General features: G+C 72.8%; 14 protein-coding genes and 1 pseudogene. 6 read left to right on the forward strand and 9 right to left on the reverse strand.

Annotated features, from left to right (window positions below):
* Nucleotides 1–25 precede the first annotated feature (25 nt).
* Genes B072_RS0134670 through B072_RS0134680 form a run of 3 tightly spaced genes read left to right on the forward strand, consistent with a single transcriptional unit; the run spans nucleotide 26 to nucleotide 2,754 of the window.
* Nucleotides 26–520: a DUF4334 domain-containing protein gene (locus B072_RS0134670; RefSeq protein WP_051127367.1), complete on the forward strand. Its 495-nt coding sequence runs from the start codon at nucleotides 26–28 to the stop codon at nucleotides 518–520.
* On the forward strand, nucleotides 517–1,569 hold the full coding sequence (locus B072_RS0134675; RefSeq protein WP_026246605.1) for an alcohol dehydrogenase catalytic domain-containing protein: 1,053 nt from the start codon (nucleotides 517–519) through the stop codon (nucleotides 1,567–1,569). Before B072_RS0134670 ends, B072_RS0134675 begins: the two co-directional genes overlap by 4 nt.
* A 21-nt stretch (nucleotides 1,570–1,590) precedes the next feature.
* Nucleotides 1,591–2,754, forward strand: a complete 1,164-nt coding sequence (locus tag B072_RS0134680) for an acyl-CoA dehydrogenase family protein (protein WP_018534580.1) — start codon at nucleotides 1,591–1,593, stop codon at nucleotides 2,752–2,754.
* A gap of 65 nt (nucleotides 2,755–2,819) precedes the next feature.
* On the opposite strand, the gene B072_RS0134685 is transcribed toward B072_RS0134680, so the two are convergent.
* The 4 genes from B072_RS0134685 to B072_RS0134700 form a co-directional block, all read right to left on the reverse strand.
* On the reverse strand, nucleotides 2,820–3,608 hold the full coding sequence (locus B072_RS0134685; RefSeq protein WP_018534581.1) for an SAM-dependent methyltransferase: 789 nt from the start codon (nucleotides 3,606–3,608) through the stop codon (nucleotides 2,820–2,822).
* Between the two features lie 102 nt (nucleotides 3,609–3,710).
* On the reverse strand, nucleotides 3,711–5,087 hold the full coding sequence (locus B072_RS0134690; RefSeq protein WP_018534582.1) for an MFS transporter: 1,377 nt from the start codon (nucleotides 5,085–5,087) through the stop codon (nucleotides 3,711–3,713).
* A 139-nt stretch (nucleotides 5,088–5,226) separates the two neighbouring features.
* Nucleotides 5,227–6,882 (reverse strand): amidohydrolase, encoded by a 1,656-nt coding sequence (locus B072_RS0134695; RefSeq protein WP_018534583.1) that lies wholly within the window; start codon nucleotides 6,880–6,882, stop codon nucleotides 5,227–5,229.
* 169 nt (nucleotides 6,883–7,051) lie between these two features.
* Nucleotides 7,052–7,951: an Lrp/AsnC family transcriptional regulator gene (locus tag B072_RS0134700; protein WP_018534584.1), complete on the reverse strand. Its 900-nt coding sequence runs from the start codon at nucleotides 7,949–7,951 to the stop codon at nucleotides 7,052–7,054.
* Between the two features lie 215 nt (nucleotides 7,952–8,166).
* Here B072_RS0134700 and B072_RS44800 point away from each other — a divergent pair, with 215 nt between their 5' ends.
* The 3 genes from B072_RS44800 to B072_RS0134715 all read left to right on the forward strand — a co-directional run bounded on the left by B072_RS44800 (nucleotide 8,167) and on the right by B072_RS0134715 (nucleotide 13,413).
* On the forward strand, nucleotides 8,167–9,174 hold the full coding sequence (locus B072_RS44800) for a C-terminal binding protein (RefSeq protein WP_043245264.1): 1,008 nt from the start codon (nucleotides 8,167–8,169) through the stop codon (nucleotides 9,172–9,174).
* Nucleotides 9,171–9,962 carry a class II aldolase/adducin family protein gene (locus B072_RS0134710; RefSeq protein WP_018534586.1) on the forward strand — a complete coding sequence of 264 codons (792 nt, stop codon included), beginning with the start codon at nucleotides 9,171–9,173 and terminating at the stop codon, nucleotides 9,960–9,962. Before B072_RS44800 ends, B072_RS0134710 begins: the two co-directional genes overlap by 4 nt.
* Nucleotides 9,963–10,122: 160 nt before the next feature.
* Entirely contained in the window at nucleotides 10,123–13,413 is a 3,291-nt protein-coding gene (locus tag B072_RS0134715; protein WP_018534587.1) for a S8 family serine peptidase, read from the forward strand.
* A 54-nt stretch (nucleotides 13,414–13,467) separates the two neighbouring features.
* On the opposite strand, the gene B072_RS0134720 is transcribed toward B072_RS0134715, so the two are convergent.
* The 5 genes and pseudogenes from B072_RS0134720 to B072_RS44805 all read right to left on the reverse strand — a co-directional run.
* Entirely contained in the window at nucleotides 13,468–13,995 is a 528-nt protein-coding gene (locus B072_RS0134720; protein WP_158689282.1) for a hypothetical protein, read from the reverse strand.
* A 56-nt stretch (nucleotides 13,996–14,051) separates the two neighbouring features.
* Nucleotides 14,052–15,773 carry an ABC-F family ATP-binding cassette domain-containing protein gene (locus B072_RS0134725; RefSeq protein WP_078506689.1) on the reverse strand — a complete coding sequence of 574 codons (1,722 nt, stop codon included), beginning with the start codon at nucleotides 15,771–15,773 and terminating at the stop codon, nucleotides 14,052–14,054.
* Between the two features lie 78 nt (nucleotides 15,774–15,851).
* Nucleotides 15,852–17,486 carry an ABC-F family ATP-binding cassette domain-containing protein gene (locus B072_RS0134730; protein WP_018534590.1) on the reverse strand — a complete coding sequence of 545 codons (1,635 nt, stop codon included), beginning with the start codon at nucleotides 17,484–17,486 and terminating at the stop codon, nucleotides 15,852–15,854.
* Between the two features lie 235 nt (nucleotides 17,487–17,721).
* Nucleotides 17,722–18,480, reverse strand: coding sequence for an ABC transporter ATP-binding protein (locus B072_RS0134735; protein WP_018534591.1), 759 nt, complete (start codon nucleotides 18,478–18,480; stop codon nucleotides 17,722–17,724).
* Between the two features lie 9 nt (nucleotides 18,481–18,489).
* A pseudogene (locus tag B072_RS44805) lies at nucleotides 18,490–18,915 on the reverse strand (thiamine pyrophosphate-dependent enzyme); the annotation flags it as partial.
* Between the last annotated feature and the right edge of the window lie 49 nt (nucleotides 18,916–18,964).

Consider the following 18,964-nt stretch of genomic DNA (forward strand, 5'->3'; position numbering starts at 1 on the left):
CGACCACATGATGACCGACCGCACGATGACCGACCGCACGACGACCGTCCACGCGACGACCGTCCACGAGCGGTGGCAGGCGCTCCGGGCGGCGCGGGGAACGCACGACCCGAATGAACTCGACGCGCTGTGGGCCGAGTTGGAGGTCGTCGACGCGTCGTCGATCCTCGGCTCCTGGCGCGGGTTCGCGTTCCTGACCGGCCACCCCATCGAGAAGGTGCTGGCCGCCAGTCGATGGCACGGCAAGCGGTTCGACGCGCTGGACGACGCCCAACCGCTCATCTGCCGGGCCGAGGACGGCAGCCTCTACTCCGACACCACGTCCGGCCGCGGCGGGGCCGGCCTGTGGAACGTCGAGTTCCGCGGCGAGGTGACCGCCACGATGGTGTACGACGGCATGCCCGTGCTGGACCACTTCAAGCGCGTGGACGAGAACACCCTCATGGGCGTGATGAACGGCAAGCCCGGCGTCGTACTCGCGGAAGGCCGCCACTTCTACTTCGGCCTGGAGCGCGAATGAGGACCAGGGTGCTCCTCTCGCGCGGCCCCGGGCCCGGCGAGATCGTCGAGGCCGAACTGGACGGCCCGCGCCCGCACGAGGTCGTCGTCCACGTCGAGGCGGTCGGCGTGTGCCCCACGGACCTCGCCATGCGCAGAGCGCTCGGCGACCGGCCCGCGGTGCTCGGGCACGAGGGCTGCGGCGTCGTGGAACAGCTAGGCGAGGACGTCGACACGCTGGCCGTGGGGGACCGGGTCGTCATCTCCTTCGCGTCCTGCGGCCGGTGCGGACAGTGCCGGGCCGGGCATCCGGCGTACTGCGACCTGGCGACCGTGCTCAACGGTTCGGGCGGGCGGTCCGACGGATCGCCGACCATCCGCGTCGGGGACGAGCCCGTGTTCGGCGCCTACTTCGGACAGTCGTCGTTCGCGGCGGCCGCACTGGCCGACGCCCGGTCGTGCGTGCCGGTCGGCGCCGTGCCCCCGGAGGTCGCCGCGCCCCTCGGGTGCGGATTCCTGACCGGCGCGGGCGCCGTGCTGGGCGCCCTGCGCCCCGGTCCCGGCGACCGGCTCCTCGTCGTCGGCTGCGGCGCGGTCGGCACCGCGGCCGCACTGACCGCGCTGTCCGAGGGCGTCGAGGTCGTGGTGGCGGAACCCGTCGCCGCGCGCCGCGCCCTCGCCGTCCGGCACGGAGCTACGGCCGTCACCTCCCTCGACGACCCGCTGCCGCCGGTGACCCACGCGCTCGACACCACGGGCCGCCCCGAAGCGGTGGCCCGCGCGCTCGCCCTGCTGCGGCCCCGCGGCACCCTGGCCGTGGTCGGCCTCGGGCCCGCGGAGGCCGCGATCGACCTGCGGGACCTGATGCTGCGCGGGCTCCGTCTGCGCGGCTGCGTCGAGGGCGACGCCGACCCGTCGCTGCTCGTGCCCGAGCTGATCCGGCGGTACGAGACGGGACGCCTGCCCCTCGACGACCTGGTGACCCCGTACGCCCTGGGCGACTTCGAGCGGGCGGTCACCGACCAGCGGGCGGGCCGCACGCTCAAGCCCGTTCTGCTTCCGGCCAGTTGAACAGACCAGATCGGAGTCCTGATGACGCGTGCGATCCGCACCGAACGGTCGCTGTACGACGACGACCACGAACTCCTGCGCAAGACGGTGCGGGCGTTCGTCGACCGGCACGCCGCGCCGCACGCCGAGCGGTGGCGGGCCGAGGGCAAGGTCGACCGCGCCCTCTTCCGGGAGGCCGCCCGGGCCGGGATCCTCGGCTTCAACATCCCCGAGGAGTACGGCGGCGGCGGGGTCACCGACTTCCGCTTCAACGCGGTGATCGGCGAGGAGTTCTCCCGCCACCCCGCGTCCGACGGCCTCGCCGCGGTGGGCCTGTCCAACGACATCGTCGTGCCGTACTTCACCGATCTGACCGACGACGGACAGAAGGCCCGCTGGCTCCCGGGCATCGCCGCCGGTGAGCTCGTCGTCGCGGTCGCGATGACCGAGCCCGGCACCGGGAGCGACCTGGCCGGCATCGCCACCACCGCCGTCCGGGACGGCGACGACTACGTGGTCAACGGCAGCAAGGTCTTCATCTCCAACGGCCAGAACGCCGACCTGGTCGTCACCGCCGTACGGACCGGGCCGGACCGGCACGGCGGGATCAGCCTGCTCGTCGTCGAGGCCGACCGGCCCGGCTTCTCCCGCGGCCGCAACCTGGAGAAGGTCGGCCTGCACGCCCAGGACACCAGCGAGCTGTTCTACCAGGACGTCCGCGTTCCGGCCGCCAACCTCCTCGGCGCGGAGGGCTCCGGCTTCAAGGCCCTGATGCGCAACCTCCCCCAGGAACGGATCTCGATCGCCGCCAACGCCGTGGCGTCCATCGAGGGCGTCCTGGAGCGCACCGTGGAGTACGTCAAGGAGCGCAAGGCCTTCGGCCGGACCGTCGGCTCCTTCCAGAACACCCGCTTCCAGCTGGCCGACATGGTCACCACCGCCCGCGCGGGACGCGCCTACATCGACGACCTGCTGGCCCGGCACTCCCGCGGCGAACTGAGCGCCGTGGACGCGGCGGCGGCCAAGTTCTGGGCCACCGAGCACTACGTCGACATCGTCGGCCGCTGCTTCCAACTGCACGGTGCCTACGGCTACATGCTCGAGTACCGGATCGCCCACGACTACCTCGACTCCCGCATCACCACCGTCTACGGCGGCACCACGGAGATCATGAAGGAGATCGTCGCGCGCGATCTGGGACTGTAGGCCCACGGCGCCGCACAGGTGCCCCGCAGGCCTGCGTCACGGACGTCGCAGCACCACGCCCGGGGTTACGGGACGCGCGCGACCCCGACGTAGAAGCCGCTGAGCTCCTCGGCCGGCGCGGGCTCGCTCTTGTACCACCGCGTCGACGTCACCAGGCCCGGCTCGACGAGGTCGAGGCCCTCGAAGAACGGCTCGACCTCGGCGCGTGTGCGCATCCGCAGGGGGATCTCGCCCTTGCGGTACGTGTTCTTCACCGACGTGGCGAGATGCGGGTGCTCGTCGGTGGTGCCGTGCGAGAGGACGAAGTAGCTGCCCGAGGGCAGCGCGTCGACGAGCGTGCGGGCCAGCCCGTACGGGTCCTCCTCGTCGGTGATGAAGTGCATCAGCGCGATCATCGAGAGCGCGACCGGCCGGCTGAAGTCCAGGAACGTACGGGCGTGTTCGAGGATCTCCTCGGGTCGGCGGACGTCGGCCTCGATGTAGTCCGTGGCCCCCTCCGGGCTGCTCACGAGGAGGGCCTCCGCGTGCCGCAGCACGATCGGGTCGTTGTCGGTGTACGCGACCCGCGCCGACGGCACGATGCCCTGCACGATCTGGTGCAGGTTCGGCTTCGTCGGGATGCCCGTGCCGATGTCCAGGTACTGGTCGATGCCGTTCTCGGCCAGCCACGCGGCGGCCCGGTGCATGAACGCCCGGTTGCGCCGGGCGCTGTGCTGTGACTCCAGCGGCAGCTTCTCCCCCACCGCCTGGTCGACCGGGTAGTTGTCCTTGCCGCCGAGCAGCCAGTCGTAGACCCGGGCCGGATGGGGCTTGCTCGTGTCGATCCGACTTTCCGGGGAGGACGGTGCCGTCATGCCTGACTCCAGCGTGTGAGGGAAGGACTGGGGGCGATTATGCCATTGGCCAGGCCATTGCGCAGAGTTGCCAGAGTGAGAGCCGCGTCGCGAGTGCCGCCCTCAACTGGTCTGCTCGACAACGTACTTCGGCTGCGCGAGCGGCAGGTTCTCGGCCGCGACACGTCGCTCGTGGTAGGTGCGCAGTCGCAGCGTGCACCAGATGCCGATCACCGAGACGGCCATCAGCGCGACGGCCGGCGGCCAGTACGCGCCGCCCGCGAGCGACGACAGCCACACCGCGGTGACCGGCGCGAAGCCCGCGAAGATCAGGTTGCAGATCTGGTACGACAGCGAGATGCCGGTGTAGCGGACGTGCGGGGCGAAGCCGTCGGCCAGGATCGCGGCCATCGGCCCGTACAGCGCCGACATCACGAACCGCATGGCGAGCATCATCACGTAGATCAGCGCGACGCTTCCGGTGCCCATGACCATGAACTGCGGGATCGACAGCAGCACGACGCCCGCGAGTCCGCCGACGACGATCTTGTGCGCGCCGATCTTGTCGCCGAGCAGAGCGAGGAACGGCGTGACGACGAGTTCCAGGAACGCGGCGAGCGAGAGGCCGTTGAGGAGCATCGACTCGGACAGGTGCTGGTCGTCGGTGCCGTACGAGAGGAGGTAGCTGGTGACGACGTAGTAGCCGCCGGTCGCGGTGGCCAGGGAGAAGACGCCGACCAGAACCGTCCGCCAGTCCTTGCGCAGCACCTCGGCGACGGGGAGCCCGCTGACCGCGCCCTGCTTCTTCTGCGCCTGATCGCGCTTCTGCTCGGCGTGGATCTCGTCCATCACCGGCGAGTCCTCCAGCTTGGTGCGCACCACCAGGCCGATCACGACGAGGACCGCGGAGGCGAGGAACGGGACGCGCCAGCCCCACGAGTCGAAGGCGCTCTCGCCGAACATGTTCATGAGGCTGAACATGCCGGTCGACAGCAACGCGCCGACGGACGAGCCGAGTTGGGCGAAGGAGCCGAAGAAGGTGGCCTTGCCCTTCGGTGCGTTCTCGACGGCGATGAGTACGGCGCCGCCCCACTCGCCGCCGATCGCGATGCCCTGGATCAGGCGCAGCGTGATCAGCAGGATGGGCGAGAGGACGCCGACCTGGTCGTAGGTGGGCAGCAGGCCGATCGCGAACGAGGCGACGCCCATCATCAGAAGCGTGATGACCAGCGTCTTCTTGCGGCCGACGCGGTCACCTATGTGACCGAAGACGATGCCGCCGAGCGGACGCAGCAGGAAGCCGACGGCGAAGGTGGCGAAGGAGGAGATCGTCTTCAGGGCCGTGGGCATGTCGGCGGGGAAGAAGACGTCGTTGAAGACGATCGCCGCCGCCGTGGCGAAGGCGTAGAAGTCGTACCACTCGATGGACGTTCCGGACAGCGCGGCGAGGGCCGTTCTGAACGGGCTCTGCGGGGAGCGAGGGGTGGGGCGTTCCGTCACGGGGAGCTCCGGCGGGAAGAGTGCGGTAGGGGACGGGAACTGCGGGCGTGGGGGAGAGGGGCCGGAATGGGTACCGGACCCGGCGGCCGGGCCGTGAAAAGGATCGTCCGGCCGCCGGGAGATTTCGGGGCGTCGTCGCTCAGCGGCCGGAGCGGGCCCAGGCGCGGCGGCCGCCGATCCAGGTCTCGCGCACCCGGACGCCGGTCAGCTCGTCGGCCGGCACGGTCAGCGGGTCGGTGTCCAGGACGCAGAAGTCGGCGAGCATGCCGGGCGCGAGGGCGCCGACCGCGTGCTCACGGTGCAGCGCGGCCGCCGCCGCACCGGTGTGGGCGTGCAGCCCCGCCTCGACCGGCAGGCGCAGGGACTCGTCGCCGAGGACCGTGCCGAGGACGGTGCGCCGGGTCGCCGCGGCGGCGACGGCCTCCAGCGGGGCGGGCGGGGCGACCGGCGCGTCCGAGGAGAAGACGACGGGGACGCCGGCCCCGGGACAGTGGCCGGCCGGGTTGTAGCGGTGCCCCATCTCGCCGATCGCGGTCAGGGTGCCGTCTCCGGTGCGCAGGTGGTGCTGCGGCTGCATGACGGGGACGACGCCGAGCTCGCCCATGCGGTCGATCTGCTCGTCGGTCGGCAGACCGGAGTGCTCGATGCGGTGGCGCATGTCGTCGCGCGGCCGGTCGGCCTGCGCCTTCTCGATCGCGTCGAGGACCATGCCGATGGCGTACGGGGACTGTGCATGCGTCGCCGTCTGCAGACCGGCGGCGTGGGCCTTGCGGACGATCTCGGCGTACTCCTCGACCGAGTGGTACAGCTGGCCGTGGTGGCAGCAGTCGGCGGCGTAGCCCTCCGGGAAGTAGGCGGTCCAGCCGCCGAGGGTGCCGTCGGCGTAGAACTTCACACCCTGGATGCGGAACTGATCGTCGCCGAAGCCGCGCACGGCGCCGAGTTCGAGGGCGGTGTCGAGCAGGGCCGAGGTCAGGTAGGCGCTGACGCGCATGCGCAGCGAACCGTCGGCGTGGGCCCGCAGGTACGTCTCCATCTCGCGGCGCGAGACCTGGGCGTCGCCGATCGTGGTGACACCGGCGGCGAGGAACACCTCCTGGGCGCGCAGCAGGTGGTCGGCCATGATGTCGTCGGGCTCGGAGAGGTGGAAGTTCGGGCCGTGATTGCCGATCTTCACCCCGGCCGGTCCGGTGAGCAGGTCGCAGGCCGCGTCCCACAGCTGCCCGTCGGGCTCCCCGTCCGCGAAGTGGCCGATGCTGCCGCCCTCGGGCGACGGCGTGGCGGCGGTGATGCCGCAGGTGCGCAGGGTGTGGGAGTTGACGACGCCGCCGTGTCCGGAGGCGTTCATGACGTAGACCTCGCGGTCCTCGGCGACGCGGTCCAGGTCGTGGCAGGTGGGGTGGCGTCCCTCGGCCAAGCGCCGGTGCTCGTACCCGAAGCCGCGGATCGGGACGCCGCCGGGCAGGTCGCGGGCCGCCTCGCGGAGCACCTCGACCAGCGTGTCGATGTCCGGGACGCGCTCGGGGCGCAGGTCGACCCAGGCGAGGGCCTGGCCGTACATCACCGGGTGGCAGTGCGCGTCGATGAAGCCGGGGTGCACCAGGCCGCCGTCCAGGACGAGTTCCTCGTCGACGCGGCCGCCGAGCGCGGCGCGGGCCTCCTCAGCGGTGCCGACGTGCACGACGCGCTCGCCGCGCACGGCCAGGGCCTCGGCGCGGACGGTGGTGCCGGGGACGGCGACGGCCGCTCCGGTGACGAGCAGCGTGCGGTCGGGGGATGCGGAGGGACGGGACATGGCAGGCCTGCTTTCGACCGGGAGGTACGGGGGTGCGCCGACAGACGATTCGACTCGCTGAACCATAGAGAGCGAACGACTGGTTGACCAGAGGTTCCAGTGAAGAATGTTTGTAAAGTTGAATCGCTCTCTTGGTTACGGATCGACTGTCCGCCGCCCGGTCGCCCGCTCAGGCGGTGCGTGGCCCCATGTCGTACCGCTCCTTGATGAGCTCCAGGTGGAGCCAGCTGTCCACCGCGCGCACCTCGGTGAGCCCGCGCATCTCCTCGAGCGTGTCCCGCACGGCGGCGAACGACTCCGCCGTGATCGTGCCGACCAGCTCCGCGCGGCCCAGGCACGTCGACAGGAACGTCACACGCGCCAGCCCGGCCACCCGCTCCGCGACGTCCGCCGCCGGGCCCGCGACCCGCAGGCTGAATCCGCACAGATAGCCCATGCCCTGCACCTCCGGCCGCACCAGCGCGACCACCTGGGCCACGCCGCCCTCCAGGAGCCGCAGGGTGCGCGAGCGGGTCGCGCCCGCCGACAGGCCGATCCGCGCCGCCAGTTCGGCGAACGGCAGCCGTCCGTCCTCCTCCAGCTCGGCGAGGATGCGTTCGTCCACGTCGTCCTGCAGCGCGACGGTCGGCTTCTCGGCCGGCAGGTACGGATCCTTCACGTGCCGCGTCGCGACCAGCGGGTCGACCGTGCGCACCCCCTTCATCGCCCGGATCCGCTCGATGGTCCGCTCCAGCTCCTCGAACCCCGCCGTGCGCAGCTCCGTCATGATCGACCGCCGCCCGCTGGTCAGCGTCACGAACGGGGCCTGCGGGAGCTCGGCGATCGCGCGCGCCACATCCCCCGAGGGGCCTTCGGTGTCGATCGCCAGATGTGCGGACGCGGTCAGCCGGCGCACCGCCGGATGCGCGATGGCCACGACGCGCACGGCGCCCGACTCCTGCAGTCGCTGCACCCGCATCCGGGTCGCGGGGCGGGAGAGGCCCACCCGCTGGGCCAGCGTCTCGTAGGTCAGCCGCCCGTCGGTCTGCAGTTCGCGCGCGATCGCCAGGTCGGTCTCGTCGAGATCCACGGATCGGTCCCCTCGGTGGTGTTCGGTTCGCCCGGTCGTGGGTGTGGCCGGGGTCTCGGGTCATTGTCGGGCAGTGCGCCGACCGCTCCGGCGGCGGCACGGCCGACGCGGTCGGCTCCGCCACGAGCGAGCGTCGCATCCGGGCTGGACAAGTTGTGCAGTCGAAACGTAGGTTCAAGGCTCATCTTGCGACCGAATCATTCTTGGAGGGTAGCGTGACGCGCCCCGTAGCCGTGATCACCGAGACGGAAGAACTCGACCCCCGGCCCGGCCTGGAGCTGCTGTCCGAGGCCGGCTTCGACGCGCGGTTCGTCGGCAGCCGCGACCCGGAGGCCATCGCCGCCGCCGCACACGACGCGGACGCGTTGATCGTCGGGTACGCCCGCGTCGACGCGGCCCTCCTCGACCGGCTGCCGAAGGTGCGCATGCTCGCCACCATGTCCGCCGGTCACGACATGATCGACACCGCCGAGGCGGCCCGCCGCGGCCTGTGGGTCGCCAACCTGCCGAACTCGGCCACCGAGGACGTCGCCGTGCACGCCCTCGCCCAGGCGCTCGCGCTCGTCCGGCGCCTCCCGCAGGCCGACGCCGTGGTCCGCGGCGGCGGATGGAACACCGACTTCACCGAAGTGCCCCGCAGGGCGAGCGAGTTGACCCTCGGCCTGGTCGGCTTCGGGCGCATCGCCCGCACCCTCGCCCGGATCGCCGCCCCGGTCTTCGGCCGCGTCGTCGCGTACGACCCGCACGCCACCGACTGGCCCGAGGGGGTCGAACGGGCCGACCTGGACACGCTGATCGCCGAGGCGGACGTACTCTCCCTGCACACCCCGTCCACCCCGCGGACCAGGGGCATGGTGAACGGCCCGCTGCTGGCCCGCATGCGTCCCGGCTCCCTCCTCGTGAACGTCTCCCGCGGTGATCTCGTCGACCCCGACGCCGTGCTCGACGCCCTCGACAGCGGCCGTCTCGCCGGCGCCGCACTCGACGTGTTCCCGACCGAACCGCCCGCCGCCGACGACCGGTTGCGCAGCCACCCGCGCCTGCTGCTCTCCCCGCACAGCGCCTTCCTCAGCGACGCCTCGCTGCGTGCCTACGTCACCGAACCCGCCCGGAACGTCATCGCCTGGTGGACCACCGGACGCCCGCACACCCCGGTCGTCGTCCCGGCCCCTGAAGCCATGCCCGCACCCAGCACCACCAGCCCGCAAGGAGCCCTCGCGTGACCGACACCCTCACCACCCCCGTCACCGCGGACGCCGCAGCCGCCGAGGAACTGCGCCTGCGCCGTGAACTCGCCGCCGTCTACCGGCTGGTGGCGCACTTCCGCATGACCGACCTGATCTTCACGCACATCTCGCAGCGGCTCCCCGGACCCGACAACCACTTCCTCATCAACCCCTACGGCCTGCTCTTCGAGGAGATCACCGCCTCGAACCTGGTCAAGATCGACCTCAAGGGCAACCCCGTCGAGCCGACGCCGCACCCGGTCAACCCGGCCGGATTCGTGATCCACAGCGCGATCCACAAGGCCCGCACCGACGCGCACTGCGTGCTGCACACCCACACCAGGGCGGGCTGCGCCGTCGCCGCGCAGCAGGGCGGCCTGCTGCCGGTCAACCAGATGTCGATGGAGTTCCACCACCGCGTCGGCTACCACGACTACGAGGGCGTCGCCCTCAACCTCGACGAGCAGGAGCGCCTCGTCGAGGACCTCGGCGGCCACCCCGCGCTCATCCTGCGCAACCACGGCCTGCTGACCGTCGGCGACAGCGCCAAGCAGGCGTTCCTGCGCATGTACTACCTGGAGAAGGCCTGCGAGATCCAGGTCACCGCCCAGGCCGGCGGCGCTGCGCTGATCCTCCCCTCGGACCAGGTCGCCGAGTACACGGCACAGCAGCTCACCGGCGAGGGCGAGGCGACCTCCGACTTCGAGGACCTCGACGCCTACGACCTGGCGTGGGGCGCGCTGCTCCGGCTCGTCGAGCGGATCGCGCCCGACTATAAGGACTGATCCTTCCGGCGGAACGGGTGGCGCGATGGCGTAAGGCCGACGTGTCGTCAAGTCGCCACCCATGGAAGCAGGTTGAGGGACTCCTCGCTGCGAGGATCGGGAGCGTCGCTGCTCAGCGGCCTCGCCGCGGTCCTCTCTGCGATCCCCGGGGGTTTCTTCCGTGCATGCCAGATCCATCGCCGCCGCCGCTCTGGTGGCGGCACTGATACCTGTCACCGCCGCGCGGGCGGCGGACTCGCCCGGGCCGGGCGCCGTGTCCCGCCCCGCCGACTCCACCACGTACACGGTGCCGCTGCCCACGGGCGACACCGTGACGGTCGAACGCTCGGGCGACACAATCCGCTCGGCCACCGTCACCCCCGCGCCGGGCCGCGGTGACATCGCCTTCACCACCGGCTCCGTCGGCTCCGGCGACGTCAGCGTCGTACCGGCGGACGCCGAACCGCTGCTCGCCACCGGACGGATCGACCCCCGGCTCTTCGACGTCGAGGCGCTCCTTGACGCCGGATACGGCACCCGGGGCTCGACGGCGAAGGAGACCGTGGGGCTGATCCTGCAGCACGGCAAGGGGAGTTCGGCCGCGAAGAAGGCGCGGGCGGCGGCCGGCGACGAGGCCCGCCCGGGGCACGCGCTCGCCCGCCTCGGCCTGACCGCGCTCGCCCCGCACGGCCGTGCGGACGCCGCCGCCACCTGGCGGCACCTCACCGCCGACGACGGCCGCTCGCTCACCGGCGGCGCCCGGAAGCTGTGGCTCGACGGCGAGATGCACATCGCCCTGGACAAGAGCGTCCCGCAGATCAACGCCCCGCAGGCGTGGAGCGACGGGTACACCGGCAAGGGCGTCACGGTCGCCGTCCTCGACAGCGGCTACGACTCCGACCATCCGGACCTCGCGGGCCGGGTCACGACCTCGGCGAACTTCCTCGGCGGCGACAGCGCCGAGGACGACAACGGCCACGGCACGCACGTCGCCTCCACCATCGCCGGGATCGACGGCACGTACCGCGGCGTGGCGCCCGACGCGTCCCTCGCCGTCGGCAAGGTCTGCGACAGCACGGGCTCCTGCCCCACCTCCGCGGTCCTCGCCGGCATCGAGTGGGCCGCCGACACCGTGCACGCCAAGGTCGTGAACATGAGCCTGGGCGGCCCCGCCGACGAGACCGACCCCGCGATCGCCGCGATCAACGATCTGTCGGCGAGCACCGGCACGCTCTTCGTCGTCGCGGCCGGCAACGACGGCGAGTACGGCACCGGCACGGTCGGCGCGCCCGCCATCGCGAACTCCGCGCTCGCCGTGGGCGCCGTCGACGGCGACGACGAACTCGCGGCGTTCTCCAGCCGAGGGCCGCGCCCGAGCGACAACGCGGTGAAGCCCGACATCACGGCGCCCGGCGTCGGCATCGTCGCGGCCAAGCTGGGCGGCGGCCACACCGCCAAGTCCGGTACGTCGATGGCGACTCCGCACGTCGCCGGATCCGCCGCGCTGGTCGCCCAGGCGCACCCCGACTGGAGCGGCGAGCGGATCAAGACCGCGCTGATGAACAGCGCCGCGCCGAACGCGAAGCGCTCGGCGTACCAGCAGGGCACCGGCCGGGTGGACGCGGGCCGCGCGGTCGAGCAGACCCTCCTCGCCTCGCCCGCGAACCTGACGACCACGGCCGATTGGTCCGCCGGCGCCGGAAAGAACACCGAGCACACCGTCACCTTCACCAACACCGGTGACACGGCCACCACCCTCGAACTGGCCCTGGACAAGCCGCTGTCGCCCACCGCCCAGCCGGGCAACCCCGAGCAGTTCTCCGTCGACCGCGACCAGGTCACCGTCCCCGCGCACGGCACCGCGACCGCCACGGTCACCACCCGCGCCGCCCTGCTGCCGCACGGCCCCTGGTCCGCCGTCCTCACCGCCTCCCACGACGGAAAGCCCGTCACCCGCACGATCCTCGGCGTCGACAGCCCCCTGCCCACGCACCGGGTCACGGTCACCGCCGAGCAGCGCGACGGCAGCCCGGCCACCGGCACCGCGCTGCTGGTCAACCGCTGGACGGGCGACCGCTATCCGGTCCGCGTCACCGGCGGCACCGGCACGGTGTCCGTGCCCGAGGCCCAGTACTGGCTCGGCATGACCATCACCAGCGGGTCCGGTACCGAGCGCACCACCACGATGGCCGTCACGTCCGTCACCCCCGTCGACGACGCCACGGTCGACCTCGACGCGCGGACCGCGGCCCCGGTCGGCGCCGACGTCCACGACGCCGCGGCCCGGGCCACGGCGGTCCAGGCCGCCCTCTCCCTGCCGGCCGGCACCGGCACATACACGATGAGCGTCGTCACCAATGGAGCGAGCGCGGGCACCTCGCTGTACGCGACGCCGTTCGACGACGCGGACGCGAAGTACCGCACGTTCGCCGTGTTCGCGGCGGAGGGCGCCTCGTCGGCGGCCCCGAGCCCGTTCTTCTACCACGTGGCCCGCACCTGGAGCGGCGGCGTGCCGGCCGACCCCGCCTTCTCGGTCCGCCGCCGCGACCTGACCGACGTACGGCTCGGCCTCGACGCACAGGGCACCCCGGCCGCGGGCACCGTCGGAGCCGCCCCGGACGACGACACGCTGCTGCCGCTCTTCATCGACCAGCCGGTCCGCTTCCCCTCGACCGTGCGGGACTACCGCACCCCGGGTGAGTGGCTCGACCGCGCCAACATCGCCGGGCGCCAGACCCTCGCCACCTCGACCCAGGAGATCGGCCCGCACAAGGTGCACAGCCTCCACTTCGGGGCCGCGGTCGTCGGTCCCTCGCTGCCCGCCGCGCCGTTGCGCCGGGTCGGCGACACCCTGTTGTGGACCGCGCTGCCGTGGTTCGTCGACGGCGACGGAACCCGCGGCGGCACCGACTCGGGCGCGACCGGCACCCTCACCCTGGCCAAGGACGGCCAGAAGGTGAACGAGTGGAACGCCGTCGGCGCCGGGAAGACCGTCCCCGTCCCGGCCGGGTCCGGCCGGTACACACTCGGCGCGGACCTCACCCGCGACCAGTCCTACGCGGCGCTCTCCACCCGCGTACAGGCGCAGTGGTCCTTCGACTCCACCACGGACGACGGCGCGGGAACCGTGCTGCCGCTGATGACCGCCCGCCTCACCCCGCACGGCCTGGACGCCTCCGGCGGCGCCGCACGCGGCGCCACGACCCGCGTGGACGTCGCCGTCCAGCGCGCGCCGGGCGCCGCCACGGCCACCGTCGACCCCGCGCAGCTCCAGGTCAGCTGGGACGACGGCGCCACCTGGCACCCCGTCAAACTCACCGCGGCCCGGCACGGGAAGGCCCCGCACGCCGACCTGACGGCCCCCGGCGACGCCTCGTACGCGACGCTGCGGGTGACGGCCTCGGCGAGCGACGGCAGCGCGGTGACGCAGACGGTGACCCGGGCGTTCCGGGTCAACGCCGGACGCCGCTAGGGACATGTGCACGGGTGCCCCGGAACCGGTCGAGGACCGGTTCCGGGGCACCCGTCACTCGTGATGCGGGCGCCACCGTCTGGACTCCACCACCGCGCTGCGGGTCGCCAGGGCGAGGGCGAGGGTGAGCAGGACGGCCGTAATGAGGGCCAGGGTCGAGTCGGGCAGGACGCCGGTGCTGGGCGGGGTGGTCAGCGGCAGGGTGATCCAGACGCCGCCGAGGATGCCGAGGACGGTGGCGAGGCACAGCGGCGCGAAGAGGGTCCACACGGCCACCGCCGGGTAGATGCGCCGGCTGCCGCTGAGGACGGTGACGGGTGCGACGGCCCGGGTGAACCGGGTGATCCCGGCGAGGTTGTTGAGACCGGCCGCGAGGGCGACGAGCAGCACGCCGAAGGTGCCGAGGGCCGGGACCCGGCGGAGCCGGTCGGCGGTCTGCTGGACGCCGCTGAGCGAACTCCGGCCGATCGGTACGACGGTGACGGGCGGGCCCACGGTCACCGGGTGATACGAGTCCTCGTCCAGGCTGCTGTCCCGCGCGCCCGCGTACACCGACCGGCTGCCGCTCCCGCAAGATCCCACCTACGCTCGTGGCAACTCCGGAGAACCCGTGTGAGTGAAGCCGCGCGTCGCACTGATCACTGAAGTGGGTGACCGGCGGCCGGGGGAGACGTCGGGGCCGCTGAGCAGCTCGACGGCCCGCCGGGCGACGGCCGCCGGAGCCCGCCGTCCGGCGCCAACCGGATCGTGCGGCCCTGCCACCGCCGCCGCAGCCAGCGGTCGTGGCTCGCCACCACGATCGCGCCGGGGCCGCTCCCCAGGGCCTCCTCCAACTCGTCGCACAGGCGTGGGGACAGATGGTTCGTGGGCTCGTCGAGCAGCAGCAACTGGGGCGGGCGCGCCACCAGGAGGGCCAGCGCGAGGCGCCGACGCTGCCCGACGGAGAGCTGCCCGACGGGTTTGTCCAGGTCCGCCGCGTGCAGCAGGCCGAGCGAGAGCAGCGGCACCCGCTCGGCCCGCGCCGCCCCCACGGACTGCTCGTACGTCTCGCGCACCGTGCGGTGGGCCCGCTCGAACTCGGTGTCCTGGGTGAGCAGCCCCACCGTCGGATCGCGCCGTGCGCGGAGCTCGCCCTCGGCGGTCAGCCGCCCGGCGAGCACCGCGAGCAGCGTCGACTTGCCCGCCCCGTTGCCGCCCGTGACCAGTAGCCGGTCGGTCGTCGACAGCTCCAGGGAGGTCGGTTCGAGGCGGCCGGGCACCCGTACGTTCCGCAGCTCCATCAGGGGCCGGGAGTCCTCCTCCGTGGGGGCGGCCAGTTCCCCGGCGGTGAACCGCAGGGGGCGCGGCGGCTCGGCGACCTTGGTGCGGTCCAGCTCGTCGAGGCGCCGCGTGGCGTTGCGCACCCGCCGTGAAATCTGGCTCTGCACCCGGCCCGCCCGGTGGCCGTAGCCCATCTTCTCGTTGTCGCGCGGTCCCCGGTCCGGCGCGACCCGGTGCGCCGTCACACCCGCCGCATGGCGCAGCCCGGCCAACTCCTCCTGTTCCTCGGCGTAGCGCCGCTCCCAGCGCTCCCGCTCGGCGTGCTTCTCGGCGAGATACGCGCTGTAGTTGCCGCCGTGGCGGACCGGGCCGTCCACCGCGGGGTCGAGGTCGATGACATCGGTGCAGACGGCGTCCAGGAACGCCCGGTCGTGGCTCGCGACCACCACGGCCGCGGGCAGCGCCCGGACCTGCTCCTCAAGGAACGCGGCCGCCTCGTCGTCGAGGTGGTTCGTCGGCTCGTCGAGCAGCAGCGCCGAGGGCCGCCGCACGAGCAGCGCGGCCAGGGCCAGCCGGCCGCGCTGCCCGCCGGACAGCGTGCCGAGCGACTGATCGTGGCCGAGCCCGCCGAGGCCGAGACCGTCGAGGACGAGGGCCGCGCGCCGGTCGGCGTCCCAGGACTCCCGGTCCTGGGCCTGTTCGAGGCACCTGCCGTAGGCGTCGAGGAGTTCCCGGTGATTGGGGGAGTCCTCGGGGACGCGGGCCAACTCGGCGCCGAGCCGGTCGAGTTCGGCGAGGTCCTCGCGGGCCTCGCGCAGCGCCTCGTCCAACACGTCGGCGAGGGTCGAGTCGGCGTCGAACGGCATCTCCTGGTGCAGGAAGCCGAGGTCGGCGGGGCGTTCGACGCTCCCGGAGTCGGGCTCGTCCACGCCGGCCAGCACCCGCAGCAGGGTGGACTTGCCGACGCCGTTCTCGCCGATCAGACCGATGCGACGGCCGGGGGACGCGGTGAGGCTGACGCCGTCGAGGACCCGGCGGTCCCCGAGGATGCGGACGAGGTCATGGGCGAGCAGAGCGGCCCTGGAAGATGTCTGGGGCACGGGAAACCGTCCGATGCGTTCGATGGTCGGCCCGCCGGGCGTCAGCCTCGGACGCGGGCCCTCGAGCACACCGGCGGCTCACACCGCGGGGCCCCCGCTCTCCTGGAGCGTCCCGTCGGCCAGCAGCAGCCGGCGGTTCACCCCGATCTCGGTGAGGAACCGTTCGTCGTGGCTGACCACCATGAACGCGCCCTGGTACGACTGGAGGGCGCTCTCCAGCTGGCCCGCGCTGACCAGGTCCAGGTTGTTGGTCGGCTCGTCGAGCAGCAGTAGATGCGGGGCCGGTTCGGCGCACAGCACACAGGCCAGCGTGGCGCGCAGCCGCTCGCCGCCGGACAGCGCGCCGACCGGCAGATGCGCCCCGGCGCCCCGGAAGAGGAAGCGGGCGAGCAGGTTCATCCGCTCCGCCTCCAGCCGCTCCGGGGCGAACGCGGCGAAGTTCTCCGCCACCGTACGGTCCGGATCCAGCAGGTCCAGCCGCTGCGAGAGGTAGGCGATCCGGCCGTCGCCCCGCTTGATCTCCCCGCCGTCCGGGGCGAGTTCGCCGGTGATCAGCCGCAGGAGAGTGGTCTTGCCCGCGCCGTTGGGCCCGGTCAGGGCGATCCGCTCGGGGCCGCGGACCGTCAGGTCGATCCCGCCGTCGGCGAACACGGGCCGGTCCCCGTGGCGGGCCTGCAGCCCCGCGCCGATGAAGAGGTTCCGGCCTGCGGGCACCTGGGTGTCGGGCAGCTCCAGGGTGAGCCGCTGCTCGTCGCGCACGGCCCGACCGGCCTCGTCGAGCCGCGCCTTGGCCTCGCCGACCCGGCCCGCGTGCATCTGTCCGGCCCGGCCCGCGGACTCCTGCGCGCCGCGCTTCATGTTGCCCGCGAAGATGCGGGGCAGCCCGGCGCTCTTGAGATTGCGGGCGGCGTTGCTCTGCCGGCGCTCGGCGCGCTCGCGGGCCTGCTGCATCTCCCGCTTCTCCCGCTTCAGCTCCTGCGCGGCGTTGCGCACGTTCTTCTCGGCGACCTCCTGCTCGGCACGCACCGCCTCCTCGTACGCGGTGAAGTCGCCACCGTAGAAGCGGAGTTCGCCGTTGCCGAGTTCGGCGATGCGTTCCATGCGGTCGAGCAGCGCGCGGTCGTGGCTGACCAGCAGCAGGCAGCCGGTGAAGTCGGACAGCACGTCGTAGAGCCGGTGCCGGGCCGTCAGGTCGAGGTTGTTGGTCGGCTCGTCGAGCAGCAGCACGTCGGGGCGCCTGAGCAGCTGGGCGGCGAGGCCGAGGGAGACGACCTGGCCGCCGCTGAGCGTGCTCAGGCTCCGGTCGAGCGCGAGCCCGGCCAGACCGAGCCGGTCGAGCTGGGCGCGGGTGCGCTCCTCGATGTCCCAGTCGTCGCCGATGGTGGTGAAGTGCTCCTCGCTCACGTCGCCGGACTCGACGGCGTCGATGGCCCGCACGATCGGGGCGATGCCGAGCACCTCGGCGACCGTGAGGCCGTCGGCCAGCGGAAGGCTCTGCGGGAGGTACCCCAGCGTGCCGTCGACCGACACGGAGCCGGTGGCGGGCTTCAGCTCACCGGCGATCAGTTTGAGCAGGGTGCTCTTGCCGGAGCCGTTGGGCGCCACCAGACCGGTGCGGCCCGCGGCGACGGTGAAGGAGAGGTCCTGGAAGACGGGGGTGTCGTCGGGCCAGGCGAAGGAGACGTTCGAGCAGACGATGGCGGCATCGGACATGGAAGCGACCTCGGAGCATCGCGGGCAGACAGACCTCTGCCCTGGGCAGCGTGGGAAAAAGGGGTACGACGAACGGGGCCACCCCGCGGCGCTCTCTCAGCGCCTTCCGATGGCCTGCCGGATCCGGGTCTCACCCGGAGATGTCGTCGTCACCCGCCACGACTGCCACTCCTCCACTGCACGGTTCAGATCCCTTCGAGCCTAGCAGGCGCCGCTCCACCCCCGCTCGACGGACTCAGAGGCGGCCCGGCGTCCGTACGGCCCGGCCCACCTCCGCCCGCAGCGCGACGAACTCGGGCAGGCCCCGGGTGGCGATCTGGTCGCGCTTCACCGGCAGCCCGACCGGCAGATCGAGCGCGACGCGCGCGCCCGGGCCGGGGGAGAGGGCGACGACGCGGTCACCGACGTAGACGCTCTCGTCGATGTCGTGCGTGACGAACACGATCGTGGTGCCGTCCGTGCGGTGGACCTCCAGGAGCAGGTCCTCCAGGTCCTCGCGGGTCTGGGCGTCCAGTGAGCCGAAGGGCTCGTCCATGAGCAGCAGTGAGGGGCGGACGACCAGGGCGCGGGCGATGGCGACGCGCTGCTGCATGCCGCCGGAGAGCTGCCAGGGGTGTTGCCGGGCCGAGCCCTCCAGGCCGACGCGCTCCAGGATCCGTTCGGCCTCGGCGCGTCGGTCGGCCCGGCGCAGGCCCCGGCGGCGCAGCGGCAGGGCCACGTTGTCGCGGACAGTGAGCCAGGGCAGCAGGGAGCGGCCGTAGTCCTGGAAGACCACGGCGAGCCGGTCCGGGACCCCGGTGACCGGTGTGCCGTCGACGGTGACCGTGCCCGCGCGCACGGGCAGCAGCCCGGCGATCGTGCGCAGCAGCGTCGACTTGCCGCAGCCCGACGGGCCGACGACACACAGGAGTTGACCGTCCGGCACGGTCAGGGACACGTCGTGCAGGACGCGCCGCTCGCCGTAGGACTGGTGCACGGAGTCGAGTCGGAGCATGCGGTCGCCTCACTTGGCCCAGGGTTCGTAGAGCGTGCCCTCGGTACCGGTGACGCGCAGGTGGAGCAGGTGCGGGCCGTCGTCGTCGCCGAGCGAGGTCACCGCCCGGTCCAGGGCCTTGTCCAAGCCGTCCGGGCGGTCCGTGAAGTCCGCCGCGACGCCGAACGACGCGGCGAGCCGCGCGAAGTCGATGCCGCCTATGTCCGTGCCGGGGACCGGTTCGACGCCGATGCGGCGGCCGAGCGCCCGCACCGCCCCGTACCCGCCGTTGTCGAGCACGACGAACGTGACCGGTGCCTCGTGCCGGGCGGCCGTCCACAGCGCCTGCACCGAGTACAGCGCGGACCCGTCGCCCAGCACGCACACCACCCGGCGCCGGTCGGCGAGCGCACGCCCCACGGCCAGCGGTAGGCCCCAGCCGAGCGCCCCGCTGCCCGTGGTGAGGAAGCCGCCCGAGAGATCGACCGGGACGCGTGTGTGAAAG

The organism is Streptomyces sp. HmicA12, assembly GCF_000373565.1.
In the GTDB taxonomy this organism is placed as follows: Bacteria; Actinomycetota; Actinomycetes; order Streptomycetales; family Streptomycetaceae; genus Streptomyces.

Coding starts and splice junctions, on each gene's coding strand:
- B072_RS0134670 (WP_051127367.1), top strand. CDS start 26: ATGACCGACCGCACGACGACCGTCCACGCGACGACCGTCCACGAGCGG.
- B072_RS0134675 (WP_026246605.1), top strand. CDS start 517: ATGAGGACCAGGGTGCTCCTCTCGCGCGGCCCCGGGCCCGGCGAGATC.
- B072_RS0134680 (WP_018534580.1), top strand. CDS start 1,591: ATGACGCGTGCGATCCGCACCGAACGGTCGCTGTACGACGACGACCAC.
- B072_RS0134685 (WP_018534581.1), bottom strand. CDS start 3,608: ATGACGGCACCGTCCTCCCCGGAAAGTCGGATCGACACGAGCAAGCCC.
- B072_RS0134695 (WP_018534583.1), bottom strand. CDS start 6,882: ATGTCCCGTCCCTCCGCATCCCCCGACCGCACGCTGCTCGTCACCGGA.
- B072_RS0134730 (WP_018534590.1), bottom strand. CDS start 17,486: ATGTCCGATGCCGCCATCGTCTGCTCGAACGTCTCCTTCGCCTGGCCC.
- B072_RS0134735 (WP_018534591.1), bottom strand. CDS start 18,480: ATGCTCCGACTCGACTCCGTGCACCAGTCCTACGGCGAGCGGCGCGTC.